20 protein-coding genes are annotated in these 20,661 nt (G+C 62.6%); 15 read left to right on the top strand and 5 right to left on the bottom strand.

The window, feature by feature from the left end; translation table 11 throughout:
* Positions 1-34: 34 nt before the first annotated feature.
* A complete protein-coding gene (locus ACVISU_RS09155; protein WP_050404185.1) occupies positions 35-1,114 on the top strand; it encodes an AI-2E family transporter in 1,080 nt (359 codons plus the stop codon).
* Entirely contained in the window at positions 1,111-1,545 is a 435-nt protein-coding gene (locus ACVISU_RS09150) for a potassium channel family protein (RefSeq protein ID WP_456706717.1), read from the top strand. Before ACVISU_RS09155 ends, ACVISU_RS09150 begins: the two co-directional genes overlap by 4 nt.
* 8 nt (positions 1,546-1,553) lie before the next feature.
* Here the strand turns inward: ACVISU_RS09150 and ACVISU_RS09145 are convergent, their stop codons facing one another.
* Positions 1,554-2,222, bottom strand: a complete 669-nt coding sequence (locus ACVISU_RS09145) for a helix-turn-helix domain-containing protein (protein WP_456706716.1) — start codon at positions 2,220-2,222, stop codon at positions 1,554-1,556.
* 244 nt (positions 2,223-2,466) lie between these two features.
* Here ACVISU_RS09145 and ACVISU_RS09140 point away from each other — a divergent pair, with 244 nt between their 5' ends.
* The 3 genes from ACVISU_RS09140 to ACVISU_RS09130 all read left to right on the top strand — a co-directional run bounded on the left by ACVISU_RS09140 (position 2,467) and on the right by ACVISU_RS09130 (position 5,569).
* Complete coding sequence (locus tag ACVISU_RS09140) at positions 2,467-4,311, top strand: sensor histidine kinase (protein WP_456706715.1); 1,845 nt, start codon at positions 2,467-2,469, stop codon at positions 4,309-4,311.
* Between the two features lie 67 nt (positions 4,312-4,378).
* A complete protein-coding gene (locus ACVISU_RS09135) occupies positions 4,379-5,011 on the top strand; it encodes a response regulator transcription factor (RefSeq protein WP_456706714.1) in 633 nt (210 codons plus the stop codon).
* A gap of 54 nt (positions 5,012-5,065) precedes the next feature.
* Positions 5,066-5,569 (top strand): response regulator, encoded by a 504-nt coding sequence (locus ACVISU_RS09130; RefSeq protein ID WP_456706713.1) that lies wholly within the window; start codon positions 5,066-5,068, stop codon positions 5,567-5,569.
* 16 nt (positions 5,570-5,585) lie between these two features.
* On the opposite strand, the gene ACVISU_RS09125 is transcribed toward ACVISU_RS09130, so the two are convergent.
* Together ACVISU_RS09125 and ACVISU_RS09120 are read right to left on the bottom strand one after the other, a co-directional pair.
* Complete coding sequence (locus ACVISU_RS09125) at positions 5,586-6,146, bottom strand: invasion associated locus B family protein (RefSeq protein ID WP_456706712.1); 561 nt, start codon at positions 6,144-6,146, stop codon at positions 5,586-5,588.
* A gap of 54 nt (positions 6,147-6,200) precedes the next feature.
* Positions 6,201-7,088 carry an alpha/beta hydrolase family protein gene (locus ACVISU_RS09120; RefSeq protein WP_050404190.1) on the bottom strand — a complete coding sequence of 296 codons (888 nt, stop codon included), beginning with the start codon at positions 7,086-7,088 and terminating at the stop codon, positions 6,201-6,203.
* Between the two features lie 162 nt (positions 7,089-7,250).
* Between ACVISU_RS09120 and ACVISU_RS09115 the strand changes: the two genes are divergently transcribed.
* From ACVISU_RS09115 to ACVISU_RS09105, 3 genes are all read left to right on the top strand, one after another.
* A complete protein-coding gene (locus ACVISU_RS09115; RefSeq protein ID WP_456706711.1) occupies positions 7,251-8,945 on the top strand; it encodes a SulP family inorganic anion transporter in 1,695 nt (564 codons plus the stop codon).
* A gap of 175 nt (positions 8,946-9,120) precedes the next feature.
* Entirely contained in the window at positions 9,121-11,871 is a 2,751-nt protein-coding gene (locus ACVISU_RS09110) for a decarboxylase (protein WP_456706710.1), read from the top strand.
* An 84-nt stretch (positions 11,872-11,955) separates the two neighbouring features.
* Positions 11,956-12,390 (top strand): hypothetical protein, encoded by a 435-nt coding sequence (locus ACVISU_RS09105; RefSeq protein WP_456706709.1) that lies wholly within the window; start codon positions 11,956-11,958, stop codon positions 12,388-12,390.
* A 39-nt stretch (positions 12,391-12,429) separates the two neighbouring features.
* Here the strand turns inward: ACVISU_RS09105 and ppk2 are convergent, their stop codons facing one another.
* Together ppk2 and ACVISU_RS09095 are read right to left on the bottom strand one after the other, a co-directional pair.
* Positions 12,430-13,230, bottom strand: coding sequence for a polyphosphate kinase 2 (ppk2, locus tag ACVISU_RS09100; protein ID WP_050404193.1), 801 nt, complete (start codon positions 13,228-13,230; stop codon positions 12,430-12,432).
* A 25-nt stretch (positions 13,231-13,255) separates the two neighbouring features.
* The gene (locus ACVISU_RS09095; protein WP_456706708.1) at positions 13,256-13,708 is read right to left on the bottom strand and encodes a hypothetical protein; all 453 of its coding nucleotides are present in this window, start codon (positions 13,706-13,708) and stop codon (positions 13,256-13,258) included.
* 155 nt (positions 13,709-13,863) lie between these two features.
* Here ACVISU_RS09095 and ACVISU_RS09090 point away from each other — a divergent pair, with 155 nt between their 5' ends.
* The 7 genes from ACVISU_RS09090 (at position 13,864) to ACVISU_RS09060 (ending at position 20,526) form a co-directional block, all read left to right on the top strand.
* Positions 13,864-14,307 carry a hypothetical protein gene (locus ACVISU_RS09090; RefSeq protein WP_456706707.1) on the top strand — a complete coding sequence of 148 codons (444 nt, stop codon included), beginning with the start codon at positions 13,864-13,866 and terminating at the stop codon, positions 14,305-14,307.
* The gene (locus tag ACVISU_RS09085) at positions 14,300-15,532 is read left to right on the top strand and encodes an HlyD family secretion protein (RefSeq protein WP_456706706.1); all 1,233 of its coding nucleotides are present in this window, start codon (positions 14,300-14,302) and stop codon (positions 15,530-15,532) included. Before ACVISU_RS09090 ends, ACVISU_RS09085 begins: the two co-directional genes overlap by 8 nt.
* A 24-nt stretch (positions 15,533-15,556) precedes the next feature.
* Positions 15,557-15,970 carry a hypothetical protein gene (locus tag ACVISU_RS09080; RefSeq protein WP_456706705.1) on the top strand — a complete coding sequence of 138 codons (414 nt, stop codon included), beginning with the start codon at positions 15,557-15,559 and terminating at the stop codon, positions 15,968-15,970.
* A gap of 150 nt (positions 15,971-16,120) precedes the next feature.
* Positions 16,121-17,386, top strand: a complete 1,266-nt coding sequence (locus ACVISU_RS09075) for a TAXI family TRAP transporter solute-binding subunit (protein WP_456710783.1) — start codon at positions 16,121-16,123, stop codon at positions 17,384-17,386.
* An 86-nt stretch (positions 17,387-17,472) separates the two neighbouring features.
* Positions 17,473-19,146: a DUF3300 domain-containing protein gene (locus ACVISU_RS09070; RefSeq protein ID WP_456706704.1), complete on the top strand. Its 1,674-nt coding sequence runs from the start codon at positions 17,473-17,475 to the stop codon at positions 19,144-19,146.
* Complete coding sequence (locus tag ACVISU_RS09065) at positions 19,143-20,075, top strand: DUF2950 domain-containing protein (protein ID WP_050404198.1); 933 nt, start codon at positions 19,143-19,145, stop codon at positions 20,073-20,075. The genes ACVISU_RS09070 and ACVISU_RS09065 overlap by 4 nt, the downstream gene beginning before the upstream one ends.
* A 28-nt stretch (positions 20,076-20,103) precedes the next feature.
* Positions 20,104-20,526 (top strand): hypothetical protein, encoded by a 423-nt coding sequence (locus ACVISU_RS09060; protein ID WP_456706703.1) that lies wholly within the window; start codon positions 20,104-20,106, stop codon positions 20,524-20,526.
* The last annotated feature ends 135 nt before the right edge of the window (positions 20,527-20,661 follow it).

Below are 20,661 nucleotides of genomic sequence, written 5' to 3'. Positions count from 1 at the left end.
ATCTGCCTGCTGACGCGCAATCGAAAGCACGCTCTTGAAAACCATTCGCCAGCTCGTGGCCGGAGATGAATTCATCCAGCTCGCAATTCGTCTCGGATTGTTGGCGCTGCTGATCTACTGGTCGTTCGTCCTGGTCCGCCCGTTCGTGCCGATCCTGGCCTGGAGCGTGGTGCTCGCGGTTGCGCTGTATCCGGTGTTCAACTGGCTCACCGGCATGCTTGGAGGCCATACAGGCATCGCGGCCCTCGTGCTGACCTTGACCGCCTTGGCAATCGTCATCGGACCGGCGGCCTGGCTCGGAATCGGGGCAGTGGAGGGGGTGAGGGAGCTCGCCGAACAACTGAGCGCCGGCAACGTCGTCGTGCCATCGCCAATGCCGGAGATCAAGGATTGGCCGTTGATCGGCGGCCCGCTCTATGACTTCTGGGATCGGGCCTCGACCAATCTGCGCGCCGTGCTGCGGGAAGCCGTGCCGCATCTCAAGCCCCTGGCCGGGATCCTGTTTGCGTTTGCGAGCAATGCCGGGGTCGGGGCGCTGAAGTTTCTGTTGGCGGTGGTCGTGGCCGGGTTTCTGTTTCCGAACGGACGGCAGCTTGCCGCCGCGTGCCGCGGCTTCTTGTCCCGTATCGTGCCGGAGCAGAGCGAGCACTTCCTCGATCTTGCCGGCGCGACCATCCGGGCCGTCTCCCAAGGCGTGATCGGCGTCGCCGTCCTGCAATCATTGCTGGCCGGCGTCGGCTTCAAGCTGGCGGGCATTCCGAACGCCGGCCTGCTGGCGTTCGTCGTGATGCTGCTGGCGATCGTGCAGATCGGAGCGGCGATCGTGCTGTTCCCCGTCATCATCTGGCTCTGGTCGACCAAAGACTTCACGACGGCGCTCGCGCTGACGCTGTTCTTCCTGGTGGTCGGCGTCCTCGACAATGTGCTGAAGCCGCTGGTGATGGGGCGAGGCCTGACCACGCCGGCGCTCGTCATCTTTGTCGGGGTGATCGGCGGGACGCTCGCCCATGGCATTGTGGGGCTGTTCATCGGCCCGATCATTCTCGCGGTCGCCTGGGAGTTGATCACGGCGTGGATCCGCGACGACCGTGCCCGCCCGGCAGGCGCGCGATGACACTGCTGCAACTCATCGTGGGATCGACGGTCAGCGCGATCAATATCGTGTTGCACTCGTTGTTCACCGTCATGGTAATCCGGCTGGTGCGGAACGTCGCCCTCAGCTCCCCGGGCCGGTTTGGATTGCTGCTCAGCGGTGTGATGGTTGCGACCGCGCTGAGCCTGATGGTGGCTCACACGCTGGAGATCATGGTGTGGTCACTGGCCTATTATGCAATGAGTGCAGCACCCGAGGGTAGCGATCTGATCTATTTCGCCTTTGTGAACTACACCACGCTTGGCTACGGCGACGTGACCCCGGTGAAGGCATGGCTGTTGCTCGGACCGATGGCTGCCATGAACGGCATTCTGATGTTCGGCTGGTCGACGGCGGTGCTGTTCGAGGTGCTGCAAAAGACCATCGAGCGTCACGGGATGCGGTCCTCGTAGCGTCCCGCTCAGTCGTCCAGCCTGGAGAGCTGGTCGCGGTCAACCAGCATGATTTCACGCTGGTTCGAGCCGAGGAAATTGAGCGCTCCGTAGGCGTGCAGCTTGGATAGCGCCCGCGAGACGGTCTCCAGAGTGAGTCCGAGATAGTCGGCGATATCACGCCGGCACATCGGCAGGGCGACGACGCCGACACCGGTCAGCCGGCGATCCATTTCGAGCAGGAACGCGGCCACCCGCTCCAACGCTGTCTTGCGGCCGAGCAACAGCATGTGGTCTTCGGCATGCTGCAGGTTGCTGGTGGTCATGATTAGCAGGTTGCGAGCCAGCGCGGAATCGGAATGCGCCACCCGTTCGAGACTGCTCCGCCTGATCAGGCGCACATCGGTGTCGACGATCGCTTCGGCTGTGAAGCGATGGAATTCGGTATTCTCAAGGCCGAAAATGTCTCCGACGAGATGAAAAGCGCCGATCTGGCGCCGTCCGTCGGAGAGCAGCTTGTAGCTACGGGCAGCTCCTGAAAGCACCTGGTAGACATATTCCGCGGGCTCGCTCTCGCCGTAGATCTCGGCGCCCCTTCTGTAATGGAATTCGCTGGTGATGAAGGTGGCGTGCGGAGCGGTCAGCCCACCGAGGACGCTCGGTACATCGGCCGGTCTGACATTGATGCGAGCGAACATGGACCAACTCTCTGTACGATGACTTGCGGCGCGGGTCGCGCCTCGAAATGCTTGTCCGCGCGCAATGACTACGACACCTCCCGACCGGGGCTCTATTGATCTTGAGGCCATTGTCCCAAAGGACAGGGGCGGAATGCGGCAATTTGTTCGTAATTGCTACGCAAGTCCTGGACTACTTTTCAATTTTCACGACGATAGCCTGGTGCTAGCTTTCTGAACCACTGGTCTTCGGGCTCCGAACGCTATGGGCAAGGCAATTCGGCTCTCTGGACTGATCATCCTGCTGGCTACGTTGCTGGCGCCGGCTGGTCTCGCGGCGCAAGAGACACGTCGGCATTCCATGCTGGTGCTGGACCAGTCCGATCGGCGGGACGCCTTCTACTATCAGGTTTTCGCCGGACTGCGCGATGCCGTGAGCGCGCACGGTCACGCTCCGACCACCGTCTATACCGAAAGTCTCGATCTCAATCGCTTCGGCGGTGAGACCTATCAGGACGGTTTCCGCAGATTTCTCGAGGAGAAATATCGGGACCGGCCGATCGGCGTCGTGGTTGCCGTTGGCGCAGCGGCGCTTGAGCTTGCGATCCGCTGGCGCCCCCAGCTCTGGCCCAATACGCCGATCGTCTTCGCACTGGTCGAGGAAGCCGACTTCAGGCGAATGCGACCGCCTCCCGATGTCACCGGCGGCATACTCAGCCTGAAGTTCAAGGATGCCGTCACGGCCGCGCGAGCCGTCGTGCCCAAGCTCAATACCGTCGTGGTGGTTGGCGCGGATTGGGAACAGCAGGTCCTGTTTCACAACTGGAAGGACCAGGTTGCGGCCGGCATCCCGGGCCTCGACATTGTCGAGATCGTCGGACGTCCGATGCCTGACGTCATCGAACAGCTCGCCGCGCTTCCCGACCACAGCGCGATCATTTACACCGGCCTCTACAGCGACGGTAAGGGTAACTACTATCCGCCCTCGGATGCCCTCGCCGCTGTCGCAGCGAAGGCACATCGTCCGATCGTAGTCGCGGCGGAGACGTTGCTCGAGCCGGGCGGCATCGGCGGATTTGTCATCGTGCCGTCCCTGATCGGCGCCGACGCGGCACAGCGGGCGCTGCGGATACTGGATGGCGAAGCGCCGGAGAGCCTGCCGCCGTCGGTCATCGATGCCGTGAAACCGATCTTCAATTGGCGTCAGATGCGGCGCTGGAACGTGAGCGAAGCCAATCTGCCGCAAGGCAGCGAAATTCGCTTCCGCGAACCGAGTTTTCTTGAAAGATATCGTTGGCGCGCGATTGCGCTCGGCACCGCGCTGCTGGTCCAGACCTTGCTGATTGGATTCCTGCTGCACGAGCGGCTTATGCGGCGCAAGGCGGAGGTCGACGCCAGCAATCAGCAGTCCCAGCTTGCCCACATCAATCGTCAGGCGACCGCCGGAGAGCTGTCGTCCTCGATCGCCCATGAGCTCAATCAGCCGCTCGGCTCGATCTTGACCAATGCGGAGAGCGCGGAGCTGATCCTCAGTTCGCCCGCGCCGGACCTTCAGGAGGTGCGGGAGATCATTTCCGACATCAAGCGCGACGATCTGCGCGCGAGCGAGGTGATCCGACGGATGCGCAGCCTGCTGAAGCGTGCGCCGTTCGAGAAGAAGGAGATCGACCTGAACCAGACCATGCGGGAGGCTTTCGACTTCCTCAAGCTGCAGGCCTCGGCGCGCAATGTCGCGATCTACCTGCAGACGTCGCCGCAGACCCTGTGGGTGAAGGGTGACCCGGTTCAGTTGCAGCAGGTTATCCTCAACCTCGCGGTCAACAGCATGGACGCGATGGCCAAAATGCCATACGGGCGCACGATCATCGGGCGTACCGAAGTCAACGGCGCGGCGTCGGCCGTGATTTCGATCTGCGATTCCGGTCCCGGAATTCCCCAGGAGCGGCTGAACGAGATTTTCGATCCGTTCTTCACCACCAAAGAGCAGGGAATGGGCATCGGCCTGTCAATCGCCAGGACGATCGTGCTGGCGCATAGCGGTCAAATCTGGGCCGAGAACCAATCGGGCGGCGGAGCGGCTTTCCATCTTTCATTGCCGCTGGCGGCATAGTCCGTTTGGGCTCTTCCTTCGGCAGGAGGCCGTGCTAATTTAAAGCGGTCGTGGAGGAGAGAGGGCAATGCACGCTTACGTGCATATTGTCGACGACGACGCCTCGTTTCGCACAGCGCTCGAGCGGCGGCTCAAGCTCGCCGGCTACCAGGTTGCGACATATGCATCGGCCCGGCAACTGCTCGATCAATTGCCAGGCGACGAAGAAGCCGGCTGTATCCTGCTGGACGTTCGCATTCCCGGAATGAGTGGCCCGGAGCTGCAGACTCGTCTTAACGAGCTGGAGTCGACGCTTCCGATCGTCTTCCTCACCGGACATGCCGACACCGCGACCACCGTGCAGGCGATCAAGGCTGGAGCCGAGGATTTTCTGACCAAGCCGATCGCGTCGGGACAGCTGATCGAGGCAATCAATCGCGCCGTTGCCCGACACGAGCTGGTCCGCAGCCGGCGAACCAGGCTCGACGCGCTTCGCGCGCTGCTGGCGAGGTTGACGCCACGCGAGCGGCAGGTGTTCGATCAGATCGTGCGCGGTCGGATCAACAAGCAGATCGCCTATGAGCTCGGTACCACGGAGCGCACCATCAAGGCGCATCGTCACCAGGTCATGGAGAAGATGCAGGTGCAGTCGCTTGCCGAACTGGTCTCGATCGCCGAGCGGCTCGGCGCGCGGGAGCTCGATGATGAGGTCAAGGGTTGACCGGTGCGGGCGGCCTAAGGCGGTCCATGTCCCATGGTACAATATGAAAGCTCTGTGACGGCGCGTATTTCCAATATTGGCCGCGACGATGTCGCGCGCCGGCGAGACGTCGATGCGTCCGTCGCCAAGGCGCGGACGCTGGGCATCACGTCGAGATTCAGCGATAAGGTAGAGGCGCCCGATTTGCCGACCGCGAAAATTGTCCTCGTCGTAGACGATAATCCGTCGATGCTCCGCGGAATTGGGCGGCTGCTACGGGAATGCGGATTTGCATCCAGATTGTTCGAGAGCGGAAATGCCTTGTTGATGGATGGTGAGTTGGATTGCGCATTGTGCCTGATCCTGGACGTCAATCTCAGCGATGGTTCAGGGATTGAACTGCGACACCGCCTGACGGATCGGGGCATCGAGGTTCCCGTCATCTACATCACCGGAAATGACAACCCGGCGACGCGCATGGCCGCAATGGCATCGGGATGCGTGGCCTATCTGACCAAGCCGTTCACGGCAAAATCGCTGATGCAGCCGATCGAACAATTGCTGGCTGGGGTGGTCTAGCGATCGCGGGTCTCGATCATTCGTCAATGGCCTGGTCGAGTGTCAGCGCCGGTGCGCCCTTGCGCACGGTCGCAAAGCCGCCGAGTGGCACAGATGTCGTCACCGTCAGAATGCTGGTGTCGACCACGTCGATCGCGAGCGCCTTTCCGCCGTCCATTTCCTCGATCAGCCTGGGATCGGCAATATCAGCCGCAATACACATGTTGCTCAGGCACCAGGTATAAGGCATGCGATGGACCTGCTGCTGGTCAACGGACAGTTTGACCCCGGCTTGCAGGTACATCCCGACCGGAAGGAACAGCTGGAGACGGGAAGACCCGTCTTCGCGCTCGATCAGATCGACGCGAACGGCGGTCTGGCCGGTCCCGAAAGTGCCGGTGATCGTCGTTCGGCATAATGTCTTGGCGCCGCCTGCGGTGAAGCAGAGCTTCCGCCAATCGCCAAATTTGACGTCCCGCGCCACGCGTGCGCCTCGCGAGACGACCTCGGCGCCGTCCTTGACTGCCGCGGGCGGCGGGGGCGACTGCTGGCTGTGCGCAGCGCTGGTGCCGGCAACGAACAGCAGCGACGTCGCCAAGGCACCGTACAGGGTACGAGATCGGACCATGGGCACTCCTCCAGCAAATTGCGCCTAGCGAACCTTGTCGAGAAATCGCTCGACCAATGGCGACCAGATGGGAATGGAATCGGGAGAACCGATCAGGAAATGCCCTTCGTCGCCGAATGGCGGCAACAGGTGGTACTCGGCTCGGCCACCGGCGCTCGTGAACGCTTCATACATTCGCTTCGAGAGGGCCGGACCGAAGAAGGTGTCGTTCTCGATGTAGAGCCACAGCATGGGTACCCGTGACGTATGGCCGAAGAAGCCGGTCGCTTTGACCAAACGATCGGGATTGCAATTGTTGTTGGGCTTGCCATCGACCCGGCCGCCGCGGCCGGCTGCAAAGGTGATGATGGCCTTGACTTGCGGAGGATTGAGGCTCGACAGTGCGATTGCGGCCCAACCACCGGCCGATTGCCCGACGACGATGACGCCATCCCGCAGGGTGCGCTGTTCGGCGGCCATGTAGTCGATGATCCAGAGATCGACCTGGGCGACCGCGAGGCCCGGATCGAGGAAATTGGGATTGCTGCATTTCCCGACCTTGGAAAAGAACGGACCATAGAGACCGCGTTCCGGAATATCGATGGCCGCCGCGCCGTAGCCGGTACCGACTGGCGCAATCACGAGATAACCGCGCCGTGCAAACCACATCGCGGCGTCGCGAAACTCGACCAGCGGGAAGAAGCTCCGATCCCTAGCGTTCAGCGACACGCCATGATTCATGATGACCAGCGGGAAGGGGCCGTCACCCACCGGGCGGACTAGGTAGGCGAACATCGGCAGTGGGAGCGGCAGTGCCCAGATCTCCTCCTGGATGCGTTGGGATGCGCCTTGGTCATCGGTATGTGCCGGAGCGGTCAGGCCAAGCAGCACAACGGTTGCGGTTGCGAGGATCCGTAAGCGGTGCTGACGCATGCCATGCGCTCCAGCGGTCGTCCGGCAAACGTGTGGGTCACGATAATCAAGCCGAGCCTGGTGAGAAGCACATCGCCGGCAACGAGGTTTGATCTGAGTCAACGAGTATCGGCCCTTGCGGCGCGACGACATCCGACCATTGCGTTTCATATGGCGGGCATGATGTCGGTCCAGGATGAGACGAGCTGGATCCGCTGGTTTCCGCCGGCGAATTGGCTCGCTGGCTATCGCGGATCCTGGCTCGGAGCGGATGCGATCGCCGGAGTCACGCTGGCGGCCTACGCGATTCCGGTGTCGCTGGCATACGCCGGGCTCGCCGGCCTGCCGCCGCAGATCGGCGTCTACGGCTATCTGCTTGGCGGCACGGGCTACGCCTTGTTCGGCTCGTCCCGGCAGCTCGCGGTGGGACCGACCTCGGCGATCTCGCTGATGATTGCCGGCGCCGTTGGCATACTCGCCGGCGGCGATGCCACGCGTTATGAACAAATCGTCAGCCTCGTTGCCTTCAGCGTCGCGGTGCTCTGCGTGATTGCCTGGCTGTTCAAGCTCAGCCTGCTGGTACGGTTGATCAGCGATAGCATCCTGGTCGGCTTCAAGGCCGGGGCCGGGCTCACCATCATCATGAGCCAGCTGCCGAGCCTGTTCGGCGTAGCGGGCGGCGGCCACAATTTCTTCGACCGTGCGATCAAGATCGCCGGCCAGCTCGGCGATACAAGGCCACTGGTGCTCGGAATTGGTGTGGCTGCGACCATGCTGCTCCTGCTCGGCGAGCGCAGGCTGCCCGGAAAGCCCGTCGGGCTCGCCGTGGTCGCGCTCTCGATCCTCACCGTCTCCATCCTTGGCCTTGCGGAAATAGGATTGCCGGTGACCGGAAAGATTCCGACCGGATTGCCGGCGCTCGCGCTGCCGACGTTCGGCCTGCTCGAATTTGACGACCTCTTTCCGATTGCCGCCGGATGCCTGGTGCTGGCCTATGTGGAAGGTGTGTCCGCTGCGCGAAGCTTCGCGGCAAAGCACGGCTACCCGCTGAATGTCCGGCAGGAGTTCTTGGGACTCGGCGCGGCCAATCTCGCTGCAGCGTTGGGGCATGGCTATCCCGTCGCCGGCGGCCTGTCGCAGTCGGCGGTCAATGACGCTGCCGGCGCCCGGACGCCCTTGGCTCTCGTATTCTGCTCTGTGACCCTTGCACTCTGCCTGCTGTTCTTCACCGGTCTTCTAACCAATCTGCCGAAGACCGTGCTTGCCGCGATCGTCTTTTCGGCGGTCTACAAATTGGTCGATATTCGAGCACTCGCCCGAATGTGGCGGATCAGCCGGATCGATTTCTATGCGGCGGTCATCGCACTCGTATCCGTGCTGTTCCTCGGAATCCTGCAGGGCGTGCTGCTGGCGGCCGCCGCCTCGATCTTCCTCCTGCTGCTGCGAGCGTCCCAACCCAACGTCGCGTTTCTTGGCCGTCTCCCGGGTAGCGGCCGCTATTCCGACCGGGCGCGCCATGACGGCGTGGAGCCGCTAAACGGGGTGGTCGCCTTTCGCCCTGAGACCTCGTTGCTTTATGTCAATGCCGAGACGATCTTCGAAGCGGTGCTGACCGCACTGCAGACGTCCCCCAACGTCAAGCTGGTGGCCTGTGACCTGTCGGCCTCGCCATTCATCGACCTGGCGGGGTCGCGCATGCTGCACGATCTCCACCAGGAACTCACATCGCGCGGAATCACGTTCTGCATTGTCGGCGCACACGCGCAGTTGCGCGATCTGCTTCAGGCGGATGGTCTTGCCGACAAGACCGACAGCGGAGACTGGATGCGCACGCTCGACATCGTATTGAGCAGCAGAATGGCATCGGCAAGCCACTGACGCCTGTGGCGGGGCGGGCCGCTCCCGGCTCCAGCTCGGTTGCATCGCAAGATATCCCGGTCGCTCAGCCAATAGGGTTTGTCTCAATCTGGTTGCGGCTTGACTTGGATCAAGCCGGGCGGTGGGCACCGTTCCTACGATTGGAGCGAACCAGCGCCAAAATCGGGAGATATCGATGGCCAACGACGCGAAGCCGGCACAGCAGCGCATCGACCAGTTCTTCTCCGGACCCGGCGGGCGCGCGGACAATTGGCGCGATCTGGTCGAGGCGGCAAAGGCGTGGAGCGGCGGCGGCGACCGTGCGCCGTATGACGCGGCGCTGTCGGCGATTGCGGTCACGGAGGAGTTTCACGGCTACCCGGGCCTGCGCTTGATGACGGCGCTGAAGGAAGCCGCGGCGGCGGGCGACGTCGCCGCCTCGCATATGCTCGCGGCGCGGATCGCGCAGGCGCTTCAGACAAAATCGTTCCGCCAGCATGCCGGTGACTGGAGCACGCAGGACGACGGCAACGGCGACGTTCCGGATTTGCTCCCACCAACGCTCGGACATTCGGCTGCGCGCCGTCCCTACTTCGAGACCCTGATCGTGACGGGAGTGCCTGCCAGCAACTGGCCGGGACTCCTGGCGGAATGGCGCAAGCTGCGGCGTCCGTTCGACGCCTTCATCTATGAGCCTGTGGTCGTCGGCAGCCTCGAGGACGCGTTCTGCGCCACCATCCTGAACCCCAATATTGCAGCGGTCGTGATCAATGAGGGCTTCGCCCTGCGTTCGCGTCACGACGCGCCGGTGCTTCGATCCATGATGACCGCGATGGGGCTCAGCCATGAATCCGACGCGTCTGCATTGGGGCTGGCTCACATCCTGAAGCGGGTTCGTCCGGAGCTCGACATCTACCTGATGTCGAACCGCGACGTGGAAACCATCGCTGGCAATCCCGCGGCCGACGTGGTGCGCCGGGTGTTCTACTCGGTCGAGGATATCCTCGAACTGCACCTTTCAATCCTCGAAGGCGTACAGGATCGCTTCGACACGCCGTTCTTCGACAATCTGAAGAAATACGCGCAGCGGCCGATCGGGACCTTCCACGCGCTGCCGATCGCACGGGGCAAGTCGGTCTTCAAGTCCGACTGGATCCGCGACATGGGTGAATTTTACGGGCTGAACCTGTTCCTGGCCGAGAGCAGCGCCACCACCGGCGGCCTCGACAGCATGCTGGAGCCGACCGGCAACATCAAGAAGGCGCAGGAGAAGGCCGCACGCGCGCTCGGCGCAGATCGCGTCTACTTTGTCACCAACGGCACCTCGACCTCGAACAAGATGGCGGTGCAGGCGCTGCTGGGTCCCGGCGACATCGCGATCGTCGATCGCAACTGCCACAAGTCGCACCACTACGGCATGGTGCTCGCCGGCGCGCAGCCGCTCTACGTCGAGGCTTTCCCGATGACGGAATACTCGATGTACGGCGCGGTGCCCCTGAAGACGATCAAGCAGGCGCTGCTGAACGCAAAGGCCGATGGCCGGCTCGACCGGGTCAAGATGATCGACCTGACCAATTGCACCTTCGACGGTCACATATACAACACTCGGCGGGTGATGGAGGAATGCCTCGCGATCAAGCCCGACCTGATCTTCCTCTGGGATGAGGCCTGGTTCGGCTTCGCGCGGTTCTCGCCATTCCTGCGGCGGCGAACCGCGATGGGCGCGGCGAACGAGATCGAAGCCTGGATGCGCGATCCAAAATCGGTTGCCGCCTACGAGAAGCAACAGGCCGAGCTCGGCAAGAACCCGTCGGACGAGGTGCTGCTCAAGACCAGGCTTATTCCTGATCCGCGTCAGATCCGGTTGCGGGTCTACCAGACCAACTCGACGCACAAGTCGATGTCGGCGATTCGGCAGGGCTCGATGCTGGCGGTCAAGGACATCGAGTTTCACACGGTCGAAGCGCAGTTCAAGGAAGCCGTATTCACGCACGCATCGACCAGTCCGAACCAGCAGCTGATTGCAAGCCTCGACGTCTCGCGGCGCCAGATGGAGCTCGAAGGTTACGGACTAGTGGCCAATGCCATGGAAATCGCGTTTGCCATACGCAATGCGGTCAACACCAATCCACTGATCTCCAAGTATTTCCGTGTCCTCGGCGCGGACGCGATGGTGCCGAAGCAATATCGCCAGAGCGGGTTCACCGATTACCTCGCTGATGGCACCAACTGGGCGAGCGCGCTGAAGAGTTTAAACGACGACGAGTTTTGCCTCGATCCGACCCGCATGACGCTGGTCTGCGGCACGGCCGGCTACGACGGAACGCAGTTCAAGGGTCTGCTTGCCAGCCGCTACAACATCCAGGTCAACAAGACCTCGCGTAACTCTGTCCTGATCCAGTCCAACATCAACAACACGCGGAGCGACGTCGCGCATCTGGTCCGGGTGCTGGCCGAAATCTCCGGCGAAATCGATCGCGGCCTGGCCAAAGGCGGAGCGAACGCCAGGGTCGATTTCGACATGCGGGTCAACAGTCTGATGAAGGACGTGCCCGACCTGCCGAACTTCTCGCATTTCCACGAGGCCTATCGCGGCGATGCGGGCACGAAGACGAACGAAGGTGACATCCGCAGCGGGTTCTATTCAGCCTATGATGCTGCCGGATGTGAATACATTCGCTTGAACGATCCCGAGATCGACCGGCGCCTGAAGAACGGTCCGGCTCTCGTCTCCGCGAGCTTCGTGATCCCGTATCCGCCGGGCTTCCCGATCATGGTCCCTGGCCAGGTCATCACGCAGGAGACCATCGACTTCATGCGCAAGCTCGATGTGAAGGAGATCCATGGCTATGACGCGGCCGAGGGTCTGAAGCTCGTGACCACCGAGGCGCTGGCCAGGATGGGCAGGCCGCGGGCAGCCGCGCCGAAGCTGAAGGCTGCGTCATAAGGGGAAGATATCCCGCAAGGCGCCTTCGCATTCTTGCGGCGATGATCCTTGCGCAACAGGTCGTAACGCAACCGGAGGGACACTATGAGGAAAGTGGGTTTGATCGGAGCTCTTGCTGCACTGTTGTTGGGATTGGCCGGCTTCAGCACACCGTCGCTGGCCGAAACCGGCTCGGTCGCCGTCATCTTCACCAAGGGTGGCTTCATCGTCGGTGTCGGAGGTGGCGAGGGCGTCTTGACCCTGCGCGGCAAGCACTATCCGTTCACGGTATCGGGCATGAGCGTCGGCTTCACGATCGGCGCCTCGACCACCAAGCTTGTCGGTCGCGCCTTCAACCTCAGAGGCCCCGCGTCGATCGAAGGCTCCTACAGCGCGGCAGGCGCCGGCGGGGCGATCGCCGCGGGTGCCGGCGGCGTGCAGTTGCAGAATGCCAATGGCGTGATCTTGCAGCTTAGCGGGCCCAAGGTGGGTGCCGAGGTATCGGCCGCGGTGGGCGGCGTTTCCATCCGCTTGAAATAGGTCTGAAAGACTAGGCCGCGCCCTGCGCGGCCTCGTCTTTCAATAGCGTTCTTCGACGAACTTCATCCCGCGCAGACCGGCTTGATCGTTGTAGCGACCCTTGTTGGAGCGTCTGGGCAGCTTGACTTTGTCGCGTTTGATCCGTCCGTGCGGAATTGTCTTCAGCAGAAACGAGATGCAGTTCAGCCGCGCCCGCCGCTTGTCGTCGGAGCGGATGATGTGCCAGGGCGCGTGCTTCGAGCTCGTCGCCTTGAACATCAGATCGCGTGCCCGGGAATAATCGTACCAGCGCCGGTAGGATTCCGTGTCCATCGGGCTCAGCTTCCATTGCCGCAGCGGATCGTCGATCCGGGCCCTGAAGCGGCGTTCCTGCTCGTCCATCCCGACCTCGAGCCACAGCTTGATCAGGATGATGCCGCCCTCGATGATGTACTGCTCCATCTGCGGGCAAAGCGAGAGGAAGCGCTTGTGCTCCGCCGGCGTGCAGAATCCCATCACGTATTCGACGCCTGCGCGATTGTACCAGCTACGATCGAAGATCACGATCTCGCCGGCAGCCGGAAATTGCTGCATGTAGCGCTGGAGAAAGAGCTGGGTCTTTTCACGGTCAGATGGTGCCGGGAGGGCCACCACGCGAAACACGCGCGGGCTGACCTTCTCGGTCAGGGCCTTGATGGTTCCGCCCTTGCCGGCCGCATCGCGTCCCTCGAACAGGATGATGACCCTGAGCTTGTGAGTCTGCACCCATTCTTGCAGATGGCAGAGCTTGACCTGCAGCTTTTGCAGCTCTTCCTCATAATCCTTGCGCTTCATCTTCTCTGCGGACTTGTCTTTCGCCATCGATACCCGTCCGTCGTTTGAACTCTTAGCCCCAGGCAATGACGATGCCGATGTCGCCGGGCATGCCACCGGGGTAGTCGACGACCTGGTAGCGGATGCGGTAGCCACGCGGCTGCAGATAGTCCGCCCAGAGCTGGTATATTTCCTTGGGAATGCCCGTCAGCGTCTTCTCCCAGCCAGCCTCCATCTGATTGATGGCCCGCCCGTTGTCGGTGCACAGCGTGTTGGGGAAGCGATAGACCTGCACTTCAGTCAGTCCGTTGCGCACCGCGCGCTGAATCACGGTCGAGGCCAGCTTGACCTTCTCGTCCTCGCTGAGGCCGGACGGCTTGCTCAACCGCTCGATCAGGGCGCGCTTCTCGGCCTCAACAGCCGCCGCGCGCTTGGCATGCTCCTCTGCCTTTTCCGTTTCCTTAAGCGCTGCCTGCTTCTGGATCTCGTGCGCGTTCGGGATCAGGTCATCGATTTTCTCTCGCATGGCTGGGGTCTCCTGGGCCCGATCTTCCACCGTGCCTGCGAACGGTAGGGGCGAGCCGACCAGCTTCCTTGATCCAGATCAAGCAAGCGCGGTAGGATGATCAGCAGTGTCGATCAAGATTTGCCTGCGGTTATGTTGCAACCGGGAGACTTGGCTTGAACGAACAAATCCATCCGGCAGCCCCGCATCATCTGCCGTTCTTCATTCCCGGCGCCGACGGGTCGGATACCCTGATGGTGGTGATGGGCATCTTCCTTGTAGCGACTGTCCTGTGGGTCGGCACGCTCTACTGGAAACTGCACAGCCTGCCGGAACGCATGGCGCACAAAAGCCAGAAGCTTCAGTTTGAATTCGTCGCCGTCCTCGGCCTGATATCGCTTTTCACCCACATGCATATCTTCTGGATCGCCGGCCTGCTGCTGGCACTCATCGACCTGCCGGATTTCGGCACGCCGATCCGCAGCATTGCCGGCTCCGTCGAGCGCATCGCTGATGCCACGCCGGGCGCGCCCGCTGCCGAACCGGAATCCGAAGCCGCATCTGACAGCAGCCCCGACGCCCGGACGCCCTCGAAGCAGGAGGTGCACGACCATGCTTGAGCTCATGATCTGCTCGCTGGTGACGATCCTGCCGGATTACCTCTACCGCCGCTATCGGCAAGGCAAGCGGTTCGGCAAGGAGATCACGTTCTTTTCCGTCTGGTACGAACTGAGATGGGGGATCACCGGCTGCCTGATGCTTACGATCTCGCTGATCACGATGATCTTCTACTTCCATCCATCGACAACCTCCGCGGCGATCTACTTCAGGACCGTGCCGATCCTGCCCGAAGGTTCCGGCCGGGTCGTCGAGGTCAATGTCGACTTCACCGCGCCGGTGAAGAAGGGCGACGTCCTGTTCCGGCTCGATAGTTCGAAGCAAGAGGCTGCGCTCGAGACAGCCAAGCGAAAGGTCGCCGAAGTCGATGCGTCGCTGGTCTCGGCGCAGGCCGACGTCGTCAAGGCGGATGCTCAGATCGGGGAGGCGAAAGCATCCTTGCAGCAAGCCAAGGATGAACTGGACGTGAAGAGCGACTTGCAGCGCCGCAATCCGGGCATCGTGCCGCAACGGGACATCGAAAAGCTGCAGGTGCTGGTTGACCAGCGGCAATCCGGCGTCGACGCGGCCAATGCCGTCAAGGAATCGGCGGCGTTGCGCGTCTCCACGTTGTTGCCGGCCGAGAAGGCGAGCGCCGAGGCCGCGCGCGCGCAGGCGCAAGTGGACCTCGACAAGACCTTCGTCCGTGCCGGCGTCGATGGCCGTGTCGAACAATTCCTGGTTCGCCCCGGCGACCTCGTCGCCCAGATCATGCGGCCGGCCGGAATCATGATACCGAACGAGGCGGGCCGCAACAAGTTACAGGCAGGATTCGGGCAGATCGAGGCCCAGGTGATGAAGCCCGGCATGATCGCGGAAGCCGCCTGCATGTCGAAACCCTGGGTGATCATTCCTCTGGTTGTCACCAGCGTTCAGGATTTCATCGCCGCCGGCCAGTTTCGCGCCAGCGAGCTGTTGATCGACCCGCAGAACCTGCAACAACCAGGTTCGATCCTCGTATTCCTCGAGCCGCTCTATAAAAACGGCCTTGACGGCGTGACACCAGGCAGCACCTGCATCGTCAATGCCTACACGAGCAACCATGACCAGATCGCCGATCCGAAAACCGGCGCGTTGAAGGGCTTCGCCCTGCACGCCGTCGATGCGACGGCCCTCGTTCATGCATTGCTGCTTCGGATCCAGGCTCTGCTGCTACCGATCAAGACGCTGGTGCTCAGTGGCCACTGACGGGCGCGAACAGGGAGACAGCAGATGAAGCCGGATGGCAAGCTTCGCGCAATCGTGGTGACGGGCATGATCTTCGCATTGCCGGATCATGCGCTCGCGTTCGATCTCGCCGGCGCTTGGGCCACGAGCGCGAACCAATGCGGCAAGGTGTTCGCCCGCAAGGGCAGGGCAAACCAGGTCACGTTCACGAATTTCTCCGGGGTCTATGGCGGCGGCTTCATCGCAGAGGCCGATCGCCTGAGGGGCAAGTTCGAGAACTGCAAGATCAAATCGCGCAAAGATGACGGCAAGGACATCAATATCATCGTGGGTTGCGCTTCGGGGATCATGGTGTCCAACGTGCAGTTCTTCCTCAAGGTCGTCGACGACGACACCATCACGCGCGAGTTTCCGGGTATCGAGGGGATGCAGGTCTCCTATTATCGCTGCAAGCTCTAGCGGCATGCAGCCTTTGACCAAATTCCGCGGCTCGATATATTGAGCGTTGTGAAGCAAAATCCGATCACCGGATTGACCGAGTAGCGCGCCGTGGATCCGAGCAATTTGCCAAGGTCGTTGCGCATCGCCCTGGTCGCCGGGCTCGTGCTGATGCTCGCGGGGGCCACTTTGTTGGCCTATCGCTGGTATCTTCGGCCGACAACGCTCACGGTGGCGGTCGGTTCGCTCGATGGCGAGGCGAACAAGCTCGTTTCGGCGATCGCCGGCAAGCTCACGGAGTCGAAGGCCACGGTCCGGCTTCGCCTGGTCCAGACCACGGGGCCGCTCGAGTCTGCCGCTGCGTTCGCGTCCGGAAAGGTTGATCTCGCGGTGGTGCGTGGCGATGTCGGCGACCTGTCACAGGCCCAGGCCGTGACCGTGCTGGCCCATGCCGCCGTGCTGATCGTTGCTCCGCCCGGGGTTTCGATATCTGACGTGACGGAGCTGAAGCGCACCACGCTCGGCGTGATCGGGGTCGACACCAATCAGAAGCTGATCAAGGTGTTGTCGGGCGAATACGATCTTGCGCGCGCAGGCGTGACGTTCAAGCCGCTTCTGCCCTCGGACGCGCGCCGGGCGCTGGAAACTAAGGAAGTCCGCGCCATCCTGCTCGTGATTCCTCTGACCGAGAAATATCTGTCCCTCCTGCGGGGCGTTGTCCCGCACACATCGCGAACCGGCCCCGTGATGATTGCCATCGAGTCCGCGGGCGCGATTGCAGAAAAGGAGCGCGCCTACGAAAGCTTTGACGTGCCAAAGGGAACATTGCGGGGCTCGCCGCCAATTCCTCCCGATGACCTGACGACACTGCGGACCTCATTCTACCTGGTGGCGCAGAAGACGCTCGGCAACGACCTGATCGGCGACCTGACTCAGTCGATCATGACCGCACGGCACGATCTGCTTGCTGAATTGCCCGGGCTGGCGCAGATCGTGACGCCCGACACCGACGCGGACGCCTACATCCCCGTACATCCAGGCGCTGCCGCGTTCTACGAAGGGACCCGGGAGAGCTTTCTCGATCAATGGGGAAATGCGATTTTCCTGGCGCCGATGATCGCTGGGGGCCTTGCATCGGTGCTTGCCGCCGCCTGGAAATTTCTCCGGCCGGCCGAGACCCCGAGCCGCAAGGAAGCGCTCGACATGCTTTATGCGCTGGGACCTCGGATCCGGGCGGCCGAGCATGTGCCGGAACTGGAAGAGATCGAGCGGGAAATCGACCAGGTGCTGCGGATGCAGCGCAGCCGGCCGGTCGGGGACGACAAGGGCGAGCGTGCCGTCACCGCGGTGAACGTTGCGGCCCATCGGCTCGAAAGTCTGATCCACGATCGCCGTGCCCATCTTGCGTTGCGGCAAGCGGACCAGGTCGGAAGCTGAGCGAGCTGGCGCTTTCCTTGATCTCGATCAAGGGGCGGACGTGGCCGTGCCCGATGCTGTCGACCGTCGTGTCGATGGAGGTGGCCATGTTCCGTTGGGGCAAGACCCTGCTTGCGGTTGCGCTGGTGTCGGTGACATCAGTTGCGGTAGTCGCGCAAACCGCTGACAAGCCGCCGGTCCAGGCCAGCCAGCCGACCGCGGCAGCGGCGCAGCCGGCTGATCAGTTGCTGAAGCCCGAGCAGCTAGAAGCACTGGTGGCGCCGATCGCGCTCTATCCGGACTCGCTGCTCGCCAACGTATTGGCGGCTTCGACCTATCCGCTGGAGGTGGTGCAGGCCGATCGCTGGCTGAAGGAGCGCAAGAGCCTGAAAGGCGACGCGCTGAAGGCCGAGGTCGAGAAGCAAGCTTGGGATGACAGCGTCAAGGCGCTTGCGAGCACCGCCGACGTGCTCGCGATGATGAGCGACAAGATCGACTGGACGAAGAATCTCAGCGATGCGGTGCTGGCCCAGCAGGCCGACGTGATGGACGCGATCCAGCGCCTGCGCAGCAAGGCGCAGGCGAACAACAAGCTAGTGACAACCAAGCAGCAGAAGGTCAGCGTCCAGACCCAGGAGAACAAACAGGTCATCGTTATCGAGCAGACCGATCCGGACACGGTCTACGTGCCGTATTACGATCCCGCCACTGTCTACGGCACCTGGCCTTACGCTGAATACCCGCCGTACTATTTCGGCTATCCGTCCTATATCGGTGCCGGTGTCATCGCGGCAGGCCTGGCCTTCGGCACAGGATGGGCGATCGGACGCTGGGGCAATTACTGGGGCGGCGGCTGCAACTGGGGCAATCGCAACGTCTATGTCAATCACCGGACCGCCAACATCGCAAATGGCTGGCAGCACAATTCCGCGCATCGCCAGGGCGTTCGCTACAACAACAGCAGTGTGCAGCAGCGCTTCGGCGGCAACACCAACCGGGCCGGTGTCAGCGACCGGATGAACTACCGCGGCCGCGACGGTCAGCAGGTCCTCAACCCCGGCGGCGATCGGCAAGGCGCGGACCGCGCAGGCGACCGGGCGGGAGACCGCGGTGGTGATCGCGGCGGAGACCGTGCCAAGGGTGGCGACCGTGCCGGTGCAACCGATCGTGCCAAGGGTGGCGACCGTGCCGGTGCAACCGATCGTGCCAAGGGTGGCGACCGCAGGGGGACCAGCAACAAGGGCGGTGGCGATCGCGCAAAGGCCGCCAACCGAGGCAATACGGGCAATCGCGCGGCTGCGGCAAACCGTGGCGGCGGTGGGAACCGCGGCGGTGCCATGAACGTGTCGTCCGGACGGGCAGCTGCGGCGGCGTCGGCGCGCGGGCGATCGAGCATGGCCAGCATGCCGCGCGGCGGCGGCGCAAGCTTCGCCGGCCGCGGTGGCGGCGGAGGTGGTTTCCGAGGCGGTGGAGGAGGTGGTGGCTTCCGTGGCGGCGGGGGTGGACGGCGTTCCGACATCGCGCTCAAGCACGATATCGAGCTGCTTGGATATCTCGCCAACGGCCTCGGCTATTACCGTTTCAGCTATCTCGGCAGCAGCAAAGCCTATGTCGGCGTGATGGCACAGGAAGTCGAGCAAGCAATGCCGGCGGCGGTGACACGCGGCGCCGACGGCTATCTCAGGGTCTATTACGACAAGCTCGGGCTCAAATTCCGCAGCTACCACGACTGGCTTGCCGCCGGTGCCAAGATTCCATCTCCGTCGGAGGCTTCACGATGACAGGCACTTCGTACTTGCGATTGGATCGCCTGGCTTTGATCGGCATCACGGTGGTAGCGGCATTCGTCTTGCTGCTAGCTCCGGCTCGCGCCCAGCAAGGCTTCCCCAATCCGGAAGATGCGGCATCGGCGCTGGCAGCGGCCGTCAAGGCCGGTACGAGCCGGGCCATGCTGAAGGTGCTGGGTCGCGATGCTGCCGACATCATCGAGTCCGGCGACGATGTCGCCGACGCCAATGCGCGAGAGCGCTTCCTGTCGGCCTACGACGCCAGGCACTCGATCAAGGCCGACGGCAACAAGAAGGCCACCCTGATACTGGGGCCGGACGATTTCCCGTTCCCGATCCCCCTCGTCAACAATCAGGACGGCTGGAGTTTCGACGCGGCTGCGGGACGTCGCGAAATCCTCTACCGCAGGATCGGCCGCAACGAGCTTGCGGCGATCCAGACTTGTCTCGCCTATGTCGACGCGCAGAATGAATATGCCGAGAAGGATCGCGGCGAGGGCGTGGGCACCTATGCCCAGCGCATCGTCAGCAGGCCGGGCAAGACCGACGGATTGTTCTGGCGCGACGACAAGGATCCGAGCCCGCTCGGTGAGCTGGCGGCCCAGGCCGCGGCGGAAGGCTACAAGGTCGGCGAGCAGGCCGAGCCGTACCACGGATACTACTATCGCATCCTGAAGGCCCAGGGCTCCGATGCTCCGGGCGGTGCGCTGAACTATGTCGTGAAGGGCAAGATGATCGGTGGATTTGCACTGGTCGCCTGGCCCGCCGAGTACGGCAATTCCGGCGTCATGACGTTCCTGGTCAACCACGCAGGCATTGTCTACCAGAAGGACCTCGGCCCACGCACCGATTTTCTCGCCAAGCGCATGATCGCTTTCGATCCGGATCACACCTGGAAGAAAGTGGATCTTACCAATCCTTGAACGAGGAGGAGCTGCCGCGATGCGATGCATGATCCGCTCCGTCGTATTGGCGCTCGTGGCGATGGTCTCGTTGGTCACGCCATGCTCGGCGCAGGCGACCGGTCATGTCCAAGTCAAGTTCGTGAAGGCAGCTCTCGTCGTGGGCGGCGGCGGAGGGAGCGGCACGCTCATCTACCGCGGCCGTCACTATCGGTTCATCGTGTCCGGCTTCAGCCTCGGCGTAAGCGCGGGTGCCTCAGTGACCTGGCTGGAAGGTACTGCCTCAGGCATCAGGGAGGTCAACGATTTCGCCGGCAGCTATACGCTGGTCGGAGGAGGCGGTGCGTGGGCCGCCGGTGTCGGCGGCGTGAGCATGCGAAATGAACACGGTGTTCTGCTTACGCTCAAAGGGCCGAAAGCAGGACTGGAATTTGCGGCAAATCTGGGCGGGCTTACCATCTCGCTCAGATGAACTTCACGGCACATGCAAGACGATTCGGGCGTCACTCCGCGCGGCCTGATCCGATGTGCGGGTTGAGTTACAATAAGGACGGTGGCGCGGAGCGAGACATCCCCAACGCCGCAATTGATCCCGAACCCGACGCTA

Source organism: Bradyrhizobium sp. USDA 4452, from assembly GCF_054063575.1.
Note: the sequence above shows the minus strand (reverse complement) of the source record. Positions and strands in the feature narration are given on the sequence as shown.